General features: G+C 60.7%; 15 protein-coding genes. 5 read left to right on the plus strand and 10 right to left on the minus strand.

Going from position 1 to position 16,503, the window contains the following annotated elements; genetic code table 11:
- Nucleotides 1-294 precede the first annotated feature (294 nt).
- Nucleotides 295-1,653 carry a tyrosine-type recombinase/integrase gene (locus tag AC5ZGW_RS18245; RefSeq protein WP_130231534.1) on the minus strand — a complete coding sequence of 453 codons (1,359 nt, stop codon included), beginning with the start codon at nt 1,651-1,653 and terminating at the stop codon, nt 295-297.
- A 392-nt stretch (nt 1,654-2,045) separates the two neighbouring features.
- Here AC5ZGW_RS18245 and AC5ZGW_RS18250 point away from each other — a divergent pair, with 392 nt between their 5' ends.
- Complete coding sequence (locus AC5ZGW_RS18250; RefSeq protein WP_165435637.1) at nt 2,046-2,750, plus strand: restriction endonuclease; 705 nt, start codon at nt 2,046-2,048, stop codon at nt 2,748-2,750.
- A 382-nt stretch (nt 2,751-3,132) separates the two neighbouring features.
- On the opposite strand, the gene AC5ZGW_RS18255 is transcribed toward AC5ZGW_RS18250, so the two are convergent.
- The 4 genes from AC5ZGW_RS18255 to AC5ZGW_RS18270 form a co-directional block, all read right to left on the minus strand.
- Nucleotides 3,133-3,567, minus strand: coding sequence for a hypothetical protein (locus AC5ZGW_RS18255; RefSeq protein ID WP_130231530.1), 435 nt, complete (start codon nt 3,565-3,567; stop codon nt 3,133-3,135).
- 18 nt (nt 3,568-3,585) lie between these two features.
- Nucleotides 3,586-4,461 (minus strand): DUF2950 domain-containing protein, encoded by an 876-nt coding sequence (locus AC5ZGW_RS18260; RefSeq protein WP_463327119.1) that lies wholly within the window; start codon nt 4,459-4,461, stop codon nt 3,586-3,588.
- Between the two features lie 56 nt (nt 4,462-4,517).
- A complete protein-coding gene (locus AC5ZGW_RS18265; protein ID WP_496113944.1) occupies nt 4,518-6,152 on the minus strand; it encodes a DUF3300 domain-containing protein in 1,635 nt (544 codons plus the stop codon).
- A 180-nt stretch (nt 6,153-6,332) separates the two neighbouring features.
- Nucleotides 6,333-8,222 (minus strand): sensor histidine kinase, encoded by a 1,890-nt coding sequence (locus AC5ZGW_RS18270; protein ID WP_130225822.1) that lies wholly within the window; start codon nt 8,220-8,222, stop codon nt 6,333-6,335.
- 117 nt (nt 8,223-8,339) lie between these two features.
- Here AC5ZGW_RS18270 and AC5ZGW_RS18275 point away from each other — a divergent pair, with 117 nt between their 5' ends.
- Nucleotides 8,340-8,489 (plus strand): hypothetical protein, encoded by a 150-nt coding sequence (locus tag AC5ZGW_RS18275; RefSeq protein WP_165435202.1) that lies wholly within the window; start codon nt 8,340-8,342, stop codon nt 8,487-8,489.
- A 297-nt stretch (nt 8,490-8,786) separates the two neighbouring features.
- Here AC5ZGW_RS18275 and AC5ZGW_RS18280 read toward each other — a convergent pair whose 3' ends face one another.
- Nucleotides 8,787-10,019 carry an HlyD family secretion protein gene (locus tag AC5ZGW_RS18280; RefSeq protein WP_463327101.1) on the minus strand — a complete coding sequence of 411 codons (1,233 nt, stop codon included), beginning with the start codon at nt 10,017-10,019 and terminating at the stop codon, nt 8,787-8,789.
- A complete protein-coding gene (locus AC5ZGW_RS18285; RefSeq protein WP_207231020.1) occupies nt 10,012-10,455 on the minus strand; it encodes a hypothetical protein in 444 nt (147 codons plus the stop codon). The genes AC5ZGW_RS18280 and AC5ZGW_RS18285 overlap by 8 nt, the downstream gene beginning before the upstream one ends.
- Before the next feature lie 150 nt (nt 10,456-10,605).
- Here AC5ZGW_RS18285 and AC5ZGW_RS18290 point away from each other — a divergent pair, with 150 nt between their 5' ends.
- On the plus strand, nt 10,606-11,061 hold the full coding sequence (locus tag AC5ZGW_RS18290; protein ID WP_130225821.1) for a hypothetical protein: 456 nt from the start codon (nt 10,606-10,608) through the stop codon (nt 11,059-11,061).
- 42 nt (nt 11,062-11,103) lie between these two features.
- Nucleotides 11,104-11,901, plus strand: a complete 798-nt coding sequence (ppk2, locus tag AC5ZGW_RS18295) for a polyphosphate kinase 2 (RefSeq protein ID WP_130225820.1) — start codon at nt 11,104-11,106, stop codon at nt 11,899-11,901.
- Nucleotides 11,902-12,222: 321 nt separating this feature from the next.
- On the opposite strand, the gene AC5ZGW_RS18300 is transcribed toward ppk2, so the two are convergent.
- The 3 genes from AC5ZGW_RS18300 to AC5ZGW_RS18310 all read right to left on the minus strand — a co-directional run bounded on the left by AC5ZGW_RS18300 (nt 12,223) and on the right by AC5ZGW_RS18310 (nt 15,464).
- A complete protein-coding gene (locus AC5ZGW_RS18300) occupies nt 12,223-12,426 on the minus strand; it encodes a hypothetical protein (RefSeq protein WP_165435201.1) in 204 nt (67 codons plus the stop codon).
- A gap of 732 nt (nt 12,427-13,158) precedes the next feature.
- Nucleotides 13,159-13,587 (minus strand): hypothetical protein, encoded by a 429-nt coding sequence (locus tag AC5ZGW_RS18305; protein WP_028162473.1) that lies wholly within the window; start codon nt 13,585-13,587, stop codon nt 13,159-13,161.
- A 182-nt stretch (nt 13,588-13,769) separates the two neighbouring features.
- On the minus strand, nt 13,770-15,464 hold the full coding sequence (locus AC5ZGW_RS18310) for a SulP family inorganic anion transporter (protein ID WP_130225817.1): 1,695 nt from the start codon (nt 15,462-15,464) through the stop codon (nt 13,770-13,772).
- A 173-nt stretch (nt 15,465-15,637) separates the two neighbouring features.
- Between AC5ZGW_RS18310 and AC5ZGW_RS18315 the strand changes: the two genes are divergently transcribed.
- Nucleotides 15,638-16,492, plus strand: coding sequence for an alpha/beta hydrolase family protein (locus AC5ZGW_RS18315; RefSeq protein ID WP_245474706.1), 855 nt, complete (start codon nt 15,638-15,640; stop codon nt 16,490-16,492).
- Nucleotides 16,493-16,503 lie beyond the last annotated feature (11 nt).

Raw genomic sequence — 16,503 nt, forward strand, 5'->3', positions numbered from 1 at the left:
AAGGCTTCCTCCTAAAAGAAAGCCTTGAATCACGTTCCGTCTGATTTGAGAATCCCAAGAGTCCACACAGCCTAGTCCATTTCGCGAAATTCATGTCATTGGAAACCAAGATACTGAGCCATTTGGCTTCCGCATAAAATAGTAATTCCGTGTATTTCAAATCCCCACGAAGTCTGATGCCGTGCTCCACGGCGGTGCCGCGAACTCGGAGACGCGCAAGACTAGCCGGCACTCAGTTCGGCTATTTGTTGCGGTGTCAGCCAACCTTTTGCGGCTGGAGCGGCACCAGCGTCTTCAAGCTGCGAGGTGCTGCTCGTGCACGGCGTTCGCGGAGGCATCGTTAACCGCCTTGCATAGGAAGCGAGCAAGCGCCGTCTTCCGAGAGTCGCGGTCGAGGGCGTAGGCGGTCTGCTTGAATTCAACACCGTCGAGCAGTCCCTGGATATAGCCGGAGATTGTGTCGGCAGCCATTATGAGAGCGGTGTCAATCGTGTGGATGTACTTGCTTGTGACCGATCCCTTGGCGTGACCGATAAGAGCTGCGATCGTGATCTCGGTGAATCCGAGGTCGTTCGCAATGCTCGCGAAGCTGTGCCTCAATACGTGCGGCGTGATATCGGCGAGTGACGTATCGCGGAAGATTTTCTCCCAATGATTGGGGAAACTGCCGAACGCATTATCGTCACCTTGCCCCGCAAAAACGTAAGTGCCGACCTTGGCCGCCCATCGACCTTCTAGAAATTCCACTACGGGCAACCCGATAGCTCGAGTGGAGGCGCCCTCCTTACTATCTGCCAGACGCAGACAGCTTGCTTCCATGTCAGTCTCGATCCACCGCAGCTTTATCATCTCAGAACGGCGACATCCTGTGAGAGCAATTTGGCGGATGATGTCGGTCGTGATTTGGTAGCTCTCGTCCTCGGCCGCCTTGCGCAAAATTCCACCAAGAATGCGATACTCTGCTTCGGTCAGACGACGGCTACGGACCCTATCCTTCGGCTTGCGAATTCCGCGAGCTGGGTTGGTCTCGATGATGCCGGCGTCGACAGCATAGGAGAGGATCCCTCCGAGGAGACCGACGGTCCGCGTGGCAGTACCGGCTCCTCCTCGCACGATCGCTTTGCCTCGCAATTTTTTGGTCTTGACACTGGCGCGGGTCTTCCCGGCCATGATGTCCTTCAAGACCTTGTTGATGTCAGCCTTGACGAGGTCTTTTACGCGCCTGGTGCCAATCAGCGGCACGATATGGCGGTTAATACGGCCGGTGTCGGTTACGATGGTTGACGCTTTTTTCGCGCGCCCACCTTTTCCAAGTATGAGACCCGCCTTCAGGTCGGTGAAATAGAGGTCGCATAGCTCTTTGACTGTGATCGCATTGTGATCGAGCTGACGCTCCTCGGCCGGATTGTCGCCTTGCGCAACCCGCCCTAACTGAATCTTCGCCTCCTTCCTTGCTAGCTCTGGCGTCCAGACGCCATGCTGCCCGATAGTGTAGCGACGTGAACGGCCGGCCGAACGATACTGAATTAGGTAGCTACGTTTGCCTGACGCGAACACCCGGAGACCAAAGCCGGGCAGTTCGTCATCCCAAATGACGTAGTCCTTTTCCCGGGGTTCCGCGGCGTCGGCGACCCGCTTACTGAGCTTTGTCATCGAATTTCTCCGACTTGAAGCCCGTCTCTCGCGTAAGCACCACGTAAGCAGGTGGAGGGAAATCGGGGCGCACAGCAGGGTAGGAGCTGCGGGCCGCCGGTTCTAGTTTCCACAATGATATTAGTAGGATAGCGAAGCATTGAGTGCCCTATCGCGCATTTGCGTAGGGCAGGTTAAATTGCTCCGAAGGCAAAGGTCACACGTTCGAATCGTGTCGGGTGCGCCATATTGTTGCTTTTTGACCGGTTACACCCTTTGCTTGGCTTACCGCCAACGAGGCGCCGACGGTAGTTCGGATGGGAACGCATCTAGCTGTCTATTCTGAGAAGAATCGGAGTTTTCTTCCGATAGTTACGAAGCTCCCGCTAAAGCCCGAAGGTATAAGACGAGTTTTGGGCAGCCCTCTCCGTTATTGCCTGGGTGCAGAATTCCTCTATCTTCCTGAGCAGTCAGATCGGGCAGGTGAGCTGAAACTTTGCTGGGCCCGTATCGGCTCAATCTCGCTTCCTCAAGTCAAGATGACACGCTCTGTCGACGAGATTGGAGAGTACGATCTCCAATCGCTTGAGCATCTTGATGACGTGAGAATCGGCGATCGATATGTCAAGCGCCAAAAAGAGAAAGACGGCAGGTTCGTAACTGTTGATGAGTTCTGCTCTCAATCGCTAATTGATGGCATCGCGCGTGAACCCGAGGCGCTGTCATCTACATCCCGCGCTGACTTTGAGAATCTGTGCGCAGAGCTTTTTGTTAGACGAGGATTCAAGGTCGACCTGTTTCGGCCATCGAAAGATGGCGGTATCGATTTTCTTGCGGTCCAAGACGAAAGAACTGATCCGATAATATTTGCTGTACAATGCAAGCAGCCCGATATCAGAGAAGGCAAATCGCGACACTCAGTTGGACGTCCGATCGTTCAACAGATTTATGGTGCCGCTAAGGCTTGGGATCTGTCGGGCGGAATTGTTGTGTCCGGTTCAACCTATAGCGTCGAAGCAAAGAGGTTTAGCGAAATAAAGCCGACTGAGATGCAACTCTACTCCGGAGCTGACGTCTTAGAATGGATTACGCGTTACAGGTGGAACGTGGACGAGTGATGCTCGGAGAAGGACCATCCTGACCTACGGCGGCTTCGAATCGGTGTTTCCGTCCTGAGCTTGAACACACTTAGGCTGCACCAGCAATATCTTGGCCCCTCTTGCCGTCGCGAATGTTTTCCGTGCGGAGCGTGATCAAAGGGGCCGTGTCGCATGTTGTGCGGCGTAGGCACCGCAACGATGTACGAGGTCCCGGTCTCGCTCTGCCCGGCGCGCCAGTTTGTCCTTATTTTGCAACCCGGTGTGCGCGCCCCAACCGAGACCGTAGCTCGGTCTCATTCGCGTTGGTCGCTTCGAGCGACATTTCTGGCACGAATGTCCGCTCATTGTCACAAGCGGAGAAACTCGGCTTGAGCGGACGACTTCCGCTCCTCCCGATAACTCACTTCATCGAAATCCTCAGGCCGCTGAGGTTGGCGGCGAACTCCATTCCCGCTTTCGGCCCCTTCAGGATGAGCACGACGCCCTTTTCATTTCTCAAGTTGACGCCTCCTGCGCCGCCAACCAGGGCGCCGCCGGCGCCGACCGCGCTATAGGTGCCGGCAAAATCGGTCACGTCAACTATGCCGGAGGCCCAACCTTCCAGCCGGCTGACGGATGCGCCGGCGGTGACGCCGAGGCTGAGGCCGGAAACCCGGAACGGATAGTTGCGGCCGCGATATGTCAGGACGCCGGTGCCGCCGCCGGCGCCGACCAGCAGGCCCGCTTTCGCGAAATTGACCCGCACGTAGCCCGGCGCTTGCGCTTGCGATGACGTTACCGGAAATACGAAGGCGAGCAGCGCGATCACCGCAAGACGAATTGCAGATGATTCCATTGCAATGTTTCCGCGTTTTCAAGGATTCGTCGCGTCCACCTTCTTCCACGTCTGGTCCGGATCGAACAGATACGTACGCTTGGCGATGACCGCCGTGCGTTCGCCGAGATCCTTCTGATAAACGGTGCCCGCGTGGTTGACCATGAAGGTCATGACACCTGAATTGCCATACTCTGCGGGATAGGCGATCAGCCCGAAGCCGCCGATCATCTTGCCTTTAACGACATAATTCACGGCTCCACCGGGCGCGTTGGGCCCCTGCCCTTTCAGGATTCGGAAGTAGTAGCCGTGGTAGGGCGCGCTGCCCTCCGCGCCAGCCTTATAGCCTTCCGTTGCCGCCTGCGCCGCGAGCTCACCGAGGGGACTTTGGTCGCGATCGTCGCGCCAGAACAGGCCATCCTTCTTGCCGGGAGTGCTGACAATCCGTTGCGCATAGAGCCCGGCGCCGTCGCCGGTGCGATCCTTGTCCGCATACTCGTTCTCGGCATCGACAAAGGCGAGCGCGGTTTGAATGGCATCGAGCTCGTTGCGTCCGATGCGGCGATACAGGATCTCGAGGCGACCCGCGGCGGAATCAAACTCCCAGCCATCCCTGTTGTTAACCAGAGGGATCGGGAACGGGAAGTCATCCGCGCCCAGGATGAGCGTTGCCTTCTTGTTTCCTTCCGCCTTGATCGAATGCTTGGCTTCATACGCGGACACGAAGCGTTCACGCGTCTCGGCGTCGGCGACATCATCGCCTGACGCGATGATGTCCTCGGCGTCCTTGCCGAGAACCTTCAGCACGGCTCTCTTCTCGCCGGTCTTGACGGCGGCAGCCAGCGCGGCCGCGGCGCCCTCCGGCGAAGGATAGGCCTGTTGCGCGTGAGCCGATGTGATCGGGAGCGCCAGCATGATGAGGGCGGCGACAGCGGCCGCGGGGTGCGCCAACCGGAGCGACTGAACGATCGTCATGGTGTTGGCTCCGATGCTGTGGGAATCCGCGCGCCGGCGGCAAGCCAGTCGCCGTAGGTCCGGAATTTCAATCCGAGCTTGTCGTAGTAGACCCTGAGATAGCCGTCGCTACCGCGCGTGACAGCTTCCGGCATGATGCCCTGCACTTCCTGCGCCATCACACCGACATAGGACTTGTTGCTGCCGAGATAGCTGAAGCGGTAGTAGCCAAGACCGTTGGCGAGGTGGCCGAGCAGCACGACGTCATGCTTCAGCGCGATATCGGAGCGCCGTCCGCCGCCACCACGGAAGCCCCCGCCGCCTCCGCCACGGAAACCTCCACCGCCCCCGCGAATCGCGGCGCCCTGGAAACCACCGCCCCCGCGGCCGGCTAAGGCAACAGCGCCTCCCGCCCGTCCGGCAAAGCTTGCCTGGCCTCGGGCGGCCTGCAGATTGGCAGCCCTGCCGGATGACACATTTTTGAAGGCCGTGTCGCGGCCGCCGCCGCCACGCGCCGCATTGCGACCGCGGTCAGCAGCCCCCGCACGACCGCCCCCTGCTTTGGCGCGATCGGCCGCGGCTGAGCGATTGGCGCGATCTCCGCCGGGACGATCACGAGAGGCGACGCCCTCGCGGCCGCGATCACCAGCGCGATCTCCGACGCGATCACCGCCGCCGGGTCGATCCTGTCCGGAACGCAGCACCTGCTCGCCGCCGCGGCCGCGGAAATCCATCCGGTTGGCACTTCCCGCCTTCAGGTTGTTGTTGCCGAAACGCTGCTGAACATTGGCGTTGTTGTATCGGACGCCTTGCCGATGCGCCGGGTTGTGCTGCCAATTGTTTCCGACGTTGGTGACCCTGTTGTAGTGGTTGACGTAGAGGTTGCGGTTGCCCCAATTGAAGCCGCCGCCCCAATAATTACCCCAGCGGCCGATCGCCCAGGCAGTACCGAAGGCAAGGCCCGCCGCGATCACGCCCGCGCCAATATAAGATGGGTAGCCGAAGTAATAGGGCGGATAGTCCGCATATGGCCACGTGCCGTAGACGGTGGCCGGATCGTAATAGGGAACGTACATCGTATTTGGGGCAGCCGAATCGATGACGATCACCTGCTTGTTGTCCTGGGTCTGCACGCTGACCTTCTGCTGCTTGGTCGTCACCAGCTTGTTGTTGGCCTGGGCCTTGGCGCGGAGCCGCTGGATCGCGTCCATCACATCTGGCTGCTGCGCGAGCACGGCATCGCCGAGATTCTTGGTCCAGTCGATCTTGTCGCTCATCATCGAAAGAACCGCTGCGGTGCTGACCAATGCCTTCACGCTGTCGTCCCAGGACTGTTTGTCGACCTCGTTCTTCAGTGCATCGCCCTTCAGGTTCTTGTGCGAAGTCACCCAACGGTCGGCCTGCACGATCTCCAGCGGATAGGTCGACGCCGCGAGCACGTTCGCCAGGAGGTCGTCGGGATAGAGTGCAATCGGCGCGACCAGCGCCTCGAGCTGTTCAGGCTTCAACAATTGTTCGCTCGGCGCAGCCTGTGACGCCCCCTGCGGCTGACCGCCCTGATCGGGCGGAGAACTGGTCGCCTGCGCAAAGGCTGCGACGGGAGCCAACAGAAACAGTGCGAGCGCGAGCAAGATCCTGCCGCAACGAGACATCACAACCTCCATGAGCCTCACATGCCGCAAGCATCAGTCCACGGCATGCGCGTCTCTTGATCGAGATCAAAGAAACCAAGCGCCGTTCATCTGGATAGCGGCATTGCTGCGACGCGACATGTTCGCGCGGATACCTGGATCGGGACCAACTCCCGCGGCGAAGACAGGTCGTGCCGAAGGTTAGCGAGCAAGTGGCAGTTTGATGCGGAACAGCGCCCCGCTGCCGCTCCGGTTTTCCACGGTGATCTGGCCGTGGTGCGCTTCCACGATCGTGCGGGCGATCGCGAGTCCCATTCCCATGCCGTGCGTCTTGGTGGTGAAGAACGGCTCAAAGACATCCTTCAGATGATCGTCGGCGACGCCCGGGCCGGTATCACCGACCAGGATCTCGGCCTGTTCATTCGAGATGCCCATCGCGACGATCACCTCCCGCTTCTCGCTTTGCGATTCCGATATAACGTCGATCGCGTTCATGATGAGATTGAGGACAACCTGCTGAAGTTGGATGGAATCTCCCTTGACGCGCAGCGTCATTGGCGCCGGAACATATTTCAGCATCACATCGCGGCCTTCGGCCGAAGCCGAAATGACGCCGACGGCTTCCCTTACGGTCTCGTTGAGATCAATCTCGCTAACTTCAATTGGCGCCCTTTTCAGCATGTTGCGAAGACGGCGGATCACTTCGCTCGCCCGCTGATCATCACGCCTGATGTCGGCCAGGATTTCTCGTATTTCGTCGAGATCTGGCGAGATCGATTTCAGCATCAGCTCCGCCGTTTCGGTATTGGTGAGAATGGAGCCGAGCGGCTGGTTCAGCTCATGTGCGAGCGAGGTCGCCATCTCTCCGGCAGCCGAATAGCGGTTGACCCGCGCAAGCTCCGCCAGCCGTTGCCGCGCTTCGACCTCAGCGAGACGACGGCGACGACGTTCATGGAGCAATCCACTGATCAGGCCAGCCTGCACCAGAATCACGCTCGCGATGAGCGCGACCTGCCATCGATATCTTTCCCAGAATGTCGGCTCGCGAAACAGGATTTCGCTTCCCGCGGGCAGGTTGCTCTCGCTGATGCCCCAGCGTTGCAGCTCGCGCCAGTCGTATTTCGGAGCTGCAAATCCAATCGGCTCGATCTTGATGTCGGCCGGCTTCTCGCCACCGAGAATCCGGATCACGGCATTGACGGTTTTCTCGCTCGATGCGCTGATGGAATGCATCGGGCCGCCGACCGTGTCCTGGCCGAAAAAGGCTTCCTGGAAGGAAAAGATAGGGGCATTCGCGACTGCATGAAGACTGCGCAATGCGAGATCGCCTTCATGGGCAACACCTGCCGCGTCGACCGACATCAAGCCCCAGAACAGGACGGTGTGTGGCGGAAGTGTCGCCGCCCGCTGCAGGATTTCCTGGAATGACAGGTCCGCGTACCACACGAATGCGATCCGGCTTTCGAACGGCTTCGCTTCCCTTTTTGCTTCCTCGAGCCAGAACTTCTCCAGGGGCGAGGCGCCGATCAGAACGGCAATCGTCTGCGTCTCCGGCAGGACCTTAAGAATGCTGGCGAAAAAGGTTGAGAAATCATTGTGCACCGAAATGACCGTGTCGTTGTCTGTGAGTCCGGCGCGGTTCACCAATCGCTGTTCGACCGCCGTCAGGACCATGGGCGTCCCTGGGAAGAGCTCCGCGCGGTATTTCTGGACGAACCCGGCCGCAGGTGCCCCGATGCTGATCACAATGTCGGGCGCCGCACCCTGATAGAGCGCGCGCAGATAATCGACGAAGGGCGCTTCCGAGCCCGAATTGTTGAATCGCGCCGCCAGTAGCGTCTGTTCCTGGAGGTTCAGCGGCCACGGCGATTGGCGCTCGAGCTCCGCCCGGATGGCCCGGGCAAATTCGCTCCATGGTCGGAAGTCTCGCCCGAACGAATGGAGCAGCAGCACGCGTTTCGGTTCGCCGCGTGCGGCGGCGCTCGCCGGCCCAGGCAGGATGGCAAGCCACGCCAGCAGACAGACGCACAGGCACAGGGCAACAACTGCCCGGCCCGTGCTGACCGCATCAACGATGATGCGTCTGCTCATCTTTCTCCCCGGCAACTTCACCGTTTGGACGGCTGCACTCTATCCCAACTCTAGCGCCAAAATTGCACCGCAGCCTACGGTCTCAACGGTCCGGCCTATAGCTGGCAGCGATGGTACGTGACCTCCATGCCTTCGACGCCGGGAAACAGCCGCGTGACGCTGTTGTCATCGACCACTTTCAGGAAGAATTGCACGTTTGAGAGCATGATGCCATTGGCGCAGCTCACGACGATGTTGATGTTCTGGCCGTCGTCCTTCCTGGACTGATCGAACAGTTCTCGAACTTGCCTCTCAGGCGATCAGGCTCGGCGATGAAGCCACCGCCATAGACGCCGGGAAATCTGGTGAAGGTGACCTGCCTTGCCCTGCCCTTGCGCGTGAATACCTTGTTGCATTGGTCGGCGCTCGTGACCCATGCGCCTGTGAGATCGAACGCGGTCGCCCTTTCTGACAGTCCCAAGACGGAAGCGGCCAATGTTGCAGCAAACAATGCAGACCTGCGAAGTCCTCTCATCTCATGCCCCCTTCCAGAACCCCTCAGGCGCTTTCCGTCCTCACCACGCATCAATGGCCGGTGAACACCAGGGTCTTGATCGGCAACAGCAGCGCCTGGATGCGCAGCAGCAATGCGTGCACCAGTCCCACGCCGTCGACCACGTGCAGCGCGATGCGGCGGCCCGCGCTGGTTTCCTTGTTGGAAATTTCCTCATGATTGCTGGTGTAGGCGTTGACGATGCAACTGCTGCCCGGCGTGACCCCTTCGAGACCTCCCTTAAAGAGCGGCTCCATGAACACCAGGACGGTCCCCGGCCGGAGGATGTTTTGCGCTTCGAGCAGTTGCTCGCCACCTCGGAACTGGCCGGCGGCAATGTAATCCTGGACCGTCGTGACCACCATCGGGATGATGACCCACGGTCTTGAGATGCAGGTCGCTTCCGCCACCATGCCTTCCCTCATCACCTGCGCCTCGATCTGGCCGAACCCGGCCTGCAAGACCCGCCGCCCCGCCCCCTCCGGGATAAGGATCCCGGCCGGCCGCATCAGCGGATTGACGACGTCACCGACGCGAAGAAGGAACTGCTCCACACGCCCATCGACGCCGGCGCGAACGAAAGTCTTGTCCAGATCCACCTGGGCCTGCGCCAAGCTGGCTTCGGCGCTTGCCTTCTCCGCCGGCAGCAGTGTTGAGAGCCGAAGGGTCGCAGACTGCTTGGTAGCCACTGCGGCATCAATCCCGGCTTGCCGCTGATCGACCAGGACTTGAAGTTTTTCAATATCGCGCTGCGGCACGATGCCGGGATTGCGGCGCTGCAGATCGCTCTTGGTATCCAATTCGTCCTTCGCTTGCTGATGCGCGCTCCTGGCTTCCTGTGTCTGCGCCTCGGCCTTGACGACGTCGGCCTCCGCCGCCACCAGCGCAGCATCGACCTCGGCGACTTTGCGCTTGGCTGTCTCAACGGCCGCTTCCTGCTTCGAATTGTCCAGCCTGAAGATCACATCGCCTTTCTTCACCGAGGCACTGAAGCCGAAATTGACTTCCGCGACGCGTCCGGAGGTTTCCGGGAGGATAGGGATCGTCCGGAAGAATAGCGTGGCGCTGTCGGTGGCAGGGTGGAAATAGAAGATCATGGTGATCAGCGCTATCGTGAGCATCAGGCAGCCGGTGATGCCCCACCTCAGCTCGAACCAGACCGAGAAGAACGTGATCTCCTTGCCGAAGCGCTTGCCCTGGACATAGCGGCGATAGAGATAGTCTGGAAGGATCGTCACGAGGGAGCAGATCAGGAGCTCAAGCATTGCTGGGCTCCCTTGCCTTCGTCTCCGATGAGGCGGCCGGAACTGCGGGATCCGGTTTGGTTTCAGGCTTTGCCGCGCCGCCTTCATCCGCTGCGGCACTCGCCATCTTCTCCACCGAGCCGGCAATGCTGCGCAGCGGCGTGCTGAAGTCGGGAAGATCGATCATGGCGAGCAACAGCGCCGCGACCCAGAACAGGTGGATGTGCGTGAAAAGCGCCAGTAAGCCGAGGACCGCGACGATCTCGAACTGCAGCTTTTGCGATTTGTGCGCCATCCGCTCGGGCAGGCTGTGCAGGCGCCAGTAGAGCGTGCCGACCCAGAGCACGACGGCGACCAGGAAGATCCCCATGACAACCATCAGCACGTCGACCTCGTTCGGCGGGGTGATGAAAAAAGGCAGATGGTGGGGCGCCATTGGATGAAGCTGCTCGCTCAACTGTTTCTCCGGGTCAGGAATTGGGTTTGACCCTTCAATCTGGATACCGCCGCCCGGGAGGTCGCTTGATCTGGATCAAAGGTGCGCCCCTACCCGGCCCTAGCCTTTCGCGAACGACCATTGGAAACGGCCACTCAGGAGATGTCAGCCATGCCCGCGAACATTGATGACCTGATCCCCAGCGCCAGCCAGATCCAGAAGGAGGCCGCCCTCCGCGAGGCGGAAAAGGCGGATGAGTATGTCCGCCGCGCGGCCGCCGCCGAGGCCGAGAAGAAAGCACTGATCGAGCGGCTCAGCCGGCCCTCGGGCAAGTCCGAGGAGGAAAAGGTCCAATTGGCATCGACCATCATCCAACGCGCCGTGCGGAATGGATTGACCGAGGTCCTGGTGTATCGGTTCCCGAATTCGCTGTGCACCGACAAGGGCCGCGCCATCAACCAGATGGAAGCGGGCTGGGAAGCCACGCTGACCGGGATTCCCAAGGAGATCTACCAGCTTTGGACCGACTACCTGAAGCCGCGCGGCTACCGCATCCGCTATCAGGTCATCGACTTTCCCGGCGGGGTGCCCGGCGACATCGGCGTTACCATTGCCTGGGGCGATTGAACGGCCGGTTCGAGACGATCTGAAGCAGTGGAAAGCCTAGACATGGCAGATGCGCCCGCCGCACGGATGAAGCGAAAGATCTATGAGAAGGAACTGGAGAAGCTCCAAGTCGAGCTATGCCATCTCCAGGAATGGGTGAAAGCGACCCAGGCGCGGGTCATCATCCTGTTCGAAGGCAGGGATGCGGCGGGCAAGGGAGGCACGATCAAGGCGATCACGGAAAAGGTCAGCCCGCGCGTGTTTCGTGTCGTCGCGCTCCCTGCGCCTTCGGATCGCGAAAAGACGCAGATGTTCATCCAGCGCTACATGCAGCATTTCCCCGCCGCGGGCGAGATCGTCATCTTCGACCGGAGCTGGTACAATCGGGCCGGGGTCGAATATGTGATGGGCTTCTGCACCCCCGCCGAGCACAAGCGCTTCCTTGAGCTGTGCCCCACTGTGGAGCACTACGTCGTTGAGGCCGGCATCGTCCTGATCAAGCTGTGGCTCGAAGTGGGGATGGAGGAACAGGAGCGACGATTCAGGGCCAGGATCAACGATCCGCTGCGACAATGGAAGCTGAGCCCGATGGATACGGAATCCTATCGACGCTGGTACGCCTACTCGCGGGCACGCGACCTGATGTTCAAGGCCACCAACTCGAAACATGCGCCATGGCACATCATCCGCTCCGACGACAAACGCCGGGCGCGGTTGAACTGTATCTCGCAGGTCCTGGACTTGATCCCGTACAAGCGCGTTCGCCGCAACAAGGTCAAGCTGCCAAAGCGCTCCACCAAGGGGCGCTACAACGACCAGACCGCACTGCGCGGGGTGACGTTTGTTGACGAGCGATACTGACGGTTGCGGCGAAGTCTCAAGTTCCTGGATTCTCCGATCGGCTATCCGGGACTCGCGACGCCAGCTTGATCTATGTCAAGGGAGCGACGCCGCGCACAAATAGCATTAGTAATGGCCGCCCATTCCGGCCAAGCAGGGATAGGTTCGAGGATCATCTCACCATCCGTCGCGATTCGCCAACGGCGGCACAGCAATCATTCGGTCTTCGAATCTTGCCCGCAACGAGAGGAGAGCGCAATGACACGGCTGCCAGTGATTGTCGCAGCAGTTCTAGCGATTGCTGCATCTGCCCCACTTGTCTGCACGACAACAAGCCCCGCATCAGCCCAAGGATGGCACGGCAGGGACGGCGATGTGGGCAGCGATTTGAGAGACCTTCTGAGAGACCGGATTCAAACGCGCGAAGACTTGCGGGATCTCATTATCGACCTTCTGCGAGATCGACAGGAGATGCGGGGCCGCCTGCGCGAGCGGATGGGCCAGTGGCGTGATCGCGAGGAGGATGAGGACGATGGAGGCTGGCACGGCGGTCTACGGGGGCGGCTCGCCGAGAGGTTGGCCGAACGACGCGGTGGAGGTGAGGGAGGAGGGTGCTATTTCCTTACCCGCAGCTTGAGCGATGAGGACCGCGACTTTATCCTTATCATTCGTAGGCGCGTGTGCCGCGACTGAGCATCTCAGGGGTGAGCCGGAGCGGATCACGACCAGGATCGTTCCGCTCCGGCGTCTCAACTCGCTCACAATGAGGAGACGCACGATGAATAAAGCCTTTGCCCTCACCGTCACGCTTTTGCTTATCTCTCCGCCCGCCTTCAGTCAGAACGCTCCCAGCTCAGATCAGCGAGACTCATCACACTCCCGAATGGATCGTGATCTGGACGATGTTCTGCGAGCGATCGGCGAATCTGGTCGCGGGGGAGCGCGCCGAGGCGGCGCCTCGTTCTTCCTGCGGAATGGCGACTCGATAGTGGCAGTGCGCTGCGATCCACAAGACTCCATGAAGGCATGCGTTGACACCACTCTGACGCTCCTTGAGCGGGCGCGCTCCATGCAGCCAGGAGGAGGAGCGCAGAGTGGCGCTCCGGGAGCGCAGCCCCAACCTCGCTGACAACTCTGAAAGCCGGAATGTCCGCTTCCATCTACCGTCCAGACTGGCAGGAGGACGCTCCTTGGGCGGATTGACTCTCGCGCATTGCACAAGAGCTCCTCGCCCCCCCGAGAGCGGACCAGGGCAACGCAGCCCTGGCCGCCCCGCGATTATTTCAATCGTATGGTGACGCCACCGACGGCTGCTGACACTTCGGCGCCAATCCTCGGACCGCTGAGCTGCAAGATCACGCCATTGGCATTCTGCAACTGAACGCCTCCGGCGCCGGCGGCAACGGCGCCACCGGCGCCGACCACGGCGTAGCTGCCTTCGATGGACTCAGGCCCCCGCAAATTCAGCGCACGCCCAACAAACTTGGTGGTCGAGGCTCCGATCGTAAAGCCAACGCTCATGCCGGAAACAGTGAATGGATAACGTTTGCCGCGGAGTATCAGCACGCCCTCGCCGCCGCCGACGCCGATGACAAAGCCGCCTTTGGTGAAGACGACTGCAACCTGGCCGGTCTCCGCCCGCGACGGCGTACTCAGTCCTGCCAAGGCCAGCATTGCCATCAGCGCGATCACCCCAACTTGTCTCATGATTTACCTCCAAGAGCGATTTAGAGAAATTTTTCCAACACTACTTCTCGCGTCAGACGCGCTCGACGGCTGATCTCTCCGATCGTCGTGAACGCCGACGTTTGATCGTGCTGGCTCCCTCCGCTGCCCCTTTGATCCAAGTCAATGCCGCGTAACTCGTGGCGAGGTCCTCAGGCGATCGATCATCCGACGGCGTTGCTCTCGCCAAGCACGCTGTCGAGCGTCCGCATCCAGTTGCGGCTATCGGTCTTTTCCGCCAGCCCATCTGCCTGCAACAGGTCGCGCAGTTGGCCATGAGCGCCGACGATGCAGAACGTCACTTCACGATCTGCCAGTTCGTCATGCAGATCATGCAACATGCGCGCCCCGGCCAGATCGATGAAGGGCGATGCCGAGAGATCGCAGACCACCAGCTTGATATCCGACGATTTTCGGAGCGCAGCCAGGACGGCGTCGAGGATCGTCTCGGCGTTGACGTAGAGCAGCGATGCTTCAGGACGGAATGCGATGACGCCAGCCAGCGGCTCCACCCCATGATGCCTGGCGCTGTCCGAATAGCGGCCGGTTCCAGGGAGCCGTCCGAGAAACGCCACATTCGGCTGCGACGCGCGGACGAGCAGCAGGAAGATGGATGCGAGTGCCGCAAGCAGCACGCCTTGCAGGATTCCAAGCAGCAGCACCGAGGCGAGCGCGATCGCCGCAGCATAGAAATCGATCCGGCTGATTTTCCACATGCGCAGTAGCGCCGGGATATCGACCAGCCTGTATACGGCGGCAAGAACGATGGCAGCGAGCACCGCCTTGGGAAGATTTGTCAGCAGTCCCGTGAAGAACAGCAGACACAGCGCGAGCGTGACCGAGCAGAGCACCAGCGCCAAAGGCGTACGGGCCCCAGCCGCGTCGTTCACCGCAGATTGCGACAGGCCGCCGGCAACCGGATAGCCGTGGCCGAACGCCGCCGCGAGGTTGGCCGCACCCAGTCCCAGAAACTCCTGCCGGACATCGAGGCCGTAGCCATGCTTGGCCGCGAAGCTCCGCGCTGCGGAAACCCCCTCGACATAGGCGAGCAACAGACAGCCGGCCGCGATCGGAAACAACTCTTCAGGCTCCGACAGTCCGAATGACGGCACTGCAAACGCCGGCAGCCCTTGCGGGATCGCCCCGGTGATCGGCACTCCGAGCGCCGGCAGGCCAAATATCGATGCGACCAGAATCGACAGTGCGACGACGGCGAGTCCAACCGGCTTGCCCGGCAGGACGCGTTCGCCGATCAACAACAGCAGCAGCGCAGCAAGACCGATCGTCAGAACGAGCAAGTGGACGTCGCCGAGCTGCCCGGCGAGCCGAACAGCCCGGTCAAAGAAGTTGTGGCCACCGCCGGCGACACCGAACAGGCTGGGTAGCTGGGTCATCATGATCGTCAGCCCGGCGCCCGCCTTGAATCCCACCAGGATGCTGTCGCTGATCAGGCGTACCAGAAGGCTCAGCTTGAACAGCCAGGCGATCAGGCAGAGCAACGCCACCGCGCAGGCCACCAGGCTCGCGATGCCGGCGTATCGCGCCGGATCGCCCGCGGCCAAAGCCCCGACCGAGCCGGCGATCATGAGCGAGATCGCGGATGTCGGACCAATCGCTAGCTGACGCGAGGAGCCGAGGAGCGCATAGCCGACGCCGCCAAGCAGATAGCCGTAGATTCCGACATGCGGTGGCAGTCCGGCGAGCGCCGCATAAGCGAGCGAAACCGGTATCGCGTAGGCGGCGAGCGTAATTCCCGCGACGGCGTCCGAAGGCAGAAAGGAAAGCCGATAATTTGTAAGCCACTCCACCGGCGGAAAGAGCCGCGTCCATCCCGGTTGCTGAGATGACGATGACTTCATGTGAATTGGCTCGTCACGAGGCGCTATAGCGGTCGCCGAAATGCTCCGATGAACGGCGGCCTGCGGCCAAGCGGGATTGATCTGGATCAAGCGTCGCTTCGGATTCGATCCGTCAACTCGTCTCGTAACAACGGAGCTCTGATATGGGTCAGGCTTGCTCACGATTCCTGATAATGCTGTTCGTTGTTCTCAGCCAGATCGCGCCGGCGCGCCCTGACGATCAGAACGCTGTCGTGCACATTCAGGAGGAAGTCTGGGCGCTGCCGCTCGTCTTGCCGACCATCGCCTATGTGGTCCGTCCGGTCGGCGGCGGCCCTTTCCCGCTCGCCATCATGAATCACGGCGTGTCACTTGACCCGGTGCAGCGCAGCTTCTTTCCGCTGGTCGAATTCCGCGACGCCGCCATGTGGTTCGCGCGACGCGGCTACCTCGTGGTGGCACCGGTCGGGTCGGGCTACGGCGCCTCGGCCATCGACATACCCGAGCGCGGGCTCTACGGACCGTTCTTCTCCAAGATCGGCAGTTGCACCAATCCGAACTTCCGCGACGCCGGCATGGCTGTTGCGCAGCTCGACCTCTGGATCATCGACTATATGGCTGCCGAGAAGAAGATCGTGCCGAAGGACGTCATCGTGATCGGCCAATCGGCCGGCGGCTGGGCGTCGATCGCACTTTCAAGCGTGAACCCGCCGCAGGTGAAAGCCATCATCACCTTTGCTGCCGGACGCGGCGGCCGCGTCGATGGCAAGCCGAACAACAATTGCGCCCCGGACAGACTGGTCGAGGCTATCAGTGAATTCGGTCGCACCTCGCGGGTGCCGATGCTCTGGATCTACATTGCGAACGACACGTTCTTCGGCCCGACGCTGTCGAAACGGATGCACGAGGCGTTCACCGCCGCAGGCGGCAACGCCGAATACCACCTTCTTCCGCCGTTCGGCGACGATGGACATTTCCTGGTCGGCTCAGCCGACTCCATTCCGATCTGGGCGCCGCCCGTCGGCGCGTTCCTGGACGGGCACAAGTAGCGACGGTGATC

It is taken from the genome of Bradyrhizobium sp. Crot121, assembly GCF_059512385.1.

Bases quoted from the DNA above. Each gene is read 5' to 3' on its own strand.
- AC5ZGW_RS18280 (WP_463327101.1), bottom strand. From the start codon at position 10,019: ATGCTTGAGCTCCTGATCTGCTCCCTCGTGACGATCCTTCCAGACTAT.
- AC5ZGW_RS18265 (WP_496113944.1), bottom strand. From the start codon at position 6,152: ATGTCTCGTTGCGGCAGGATCTTGCTCGCGCTCGCACTGTTTCTGTTG.
- AC5ZGW_RS18260 (WP_463327119.1), bottom strand. From the start codon at position 4,461: ATGCTGGCGCTCCCGATCACATCGGCTCACGCGCAACAGGCCTATCCT.
- AC5ZGW_RS18290 (WP_130225821.1), top strand. From the start codon at position 10,606: ATGCCCGCGAACATTGATGACCTGATCCCCAGCGCCAGCCAGATCCAG.
- AC5ZGW_RS18245 (WP_130231534.1), bottom strand. From the start codon at position 1,653: ATGACAAAGCTCAGTAAGCGGGTCGCCGACGCCGCGGAACCCCGGGAA.
- AC5ZGW_RS18305 (WP_028162473.1), bottom strand. From the start codon at position 13,587: ATGAGACAAGTTGGGGTGATCGCGCTGATGGCAATGCTGGCCTTGGCA.
- AC5ZGW_RS18315 (WP_245474706.1), top strand. From the start codon at position 15,638: ATGCTGTTCGTTGTTCTCAGCCAGATCGCGCCGGCGCGCCCTGACGAT.
- AC5ZGW_RS18270 (WP_130225822.1), bottom strand. From the start codon at position 8,222: ATGAGCAGACGCATCATCGTTGATGCGGTCAGCACGGGCCGGGCAGTT.
- AC5ZGW_RS18310 (WP_130225817.1), bottom strand. From the start codon at position 15,464: ATGAAGTCATCGTCATCTCAGCAACCGGGATGGACGCGGCTCTTTCCG.
- ppk2 (WP_130225820.1), top strand. From the start codon at position 11,104: ATGGCAGATGCGCCCGCCGCACGGATGAAGCGAAAGATCTATGAGAAG.
- AC5ZGW_RS18255 (WP_130231530.1), bottom strand. From the start codon at position 3,567: ATGGAATCATCTGCAATTCGTCTTGCGGTGATCGCGCTGCTCGCCTTC.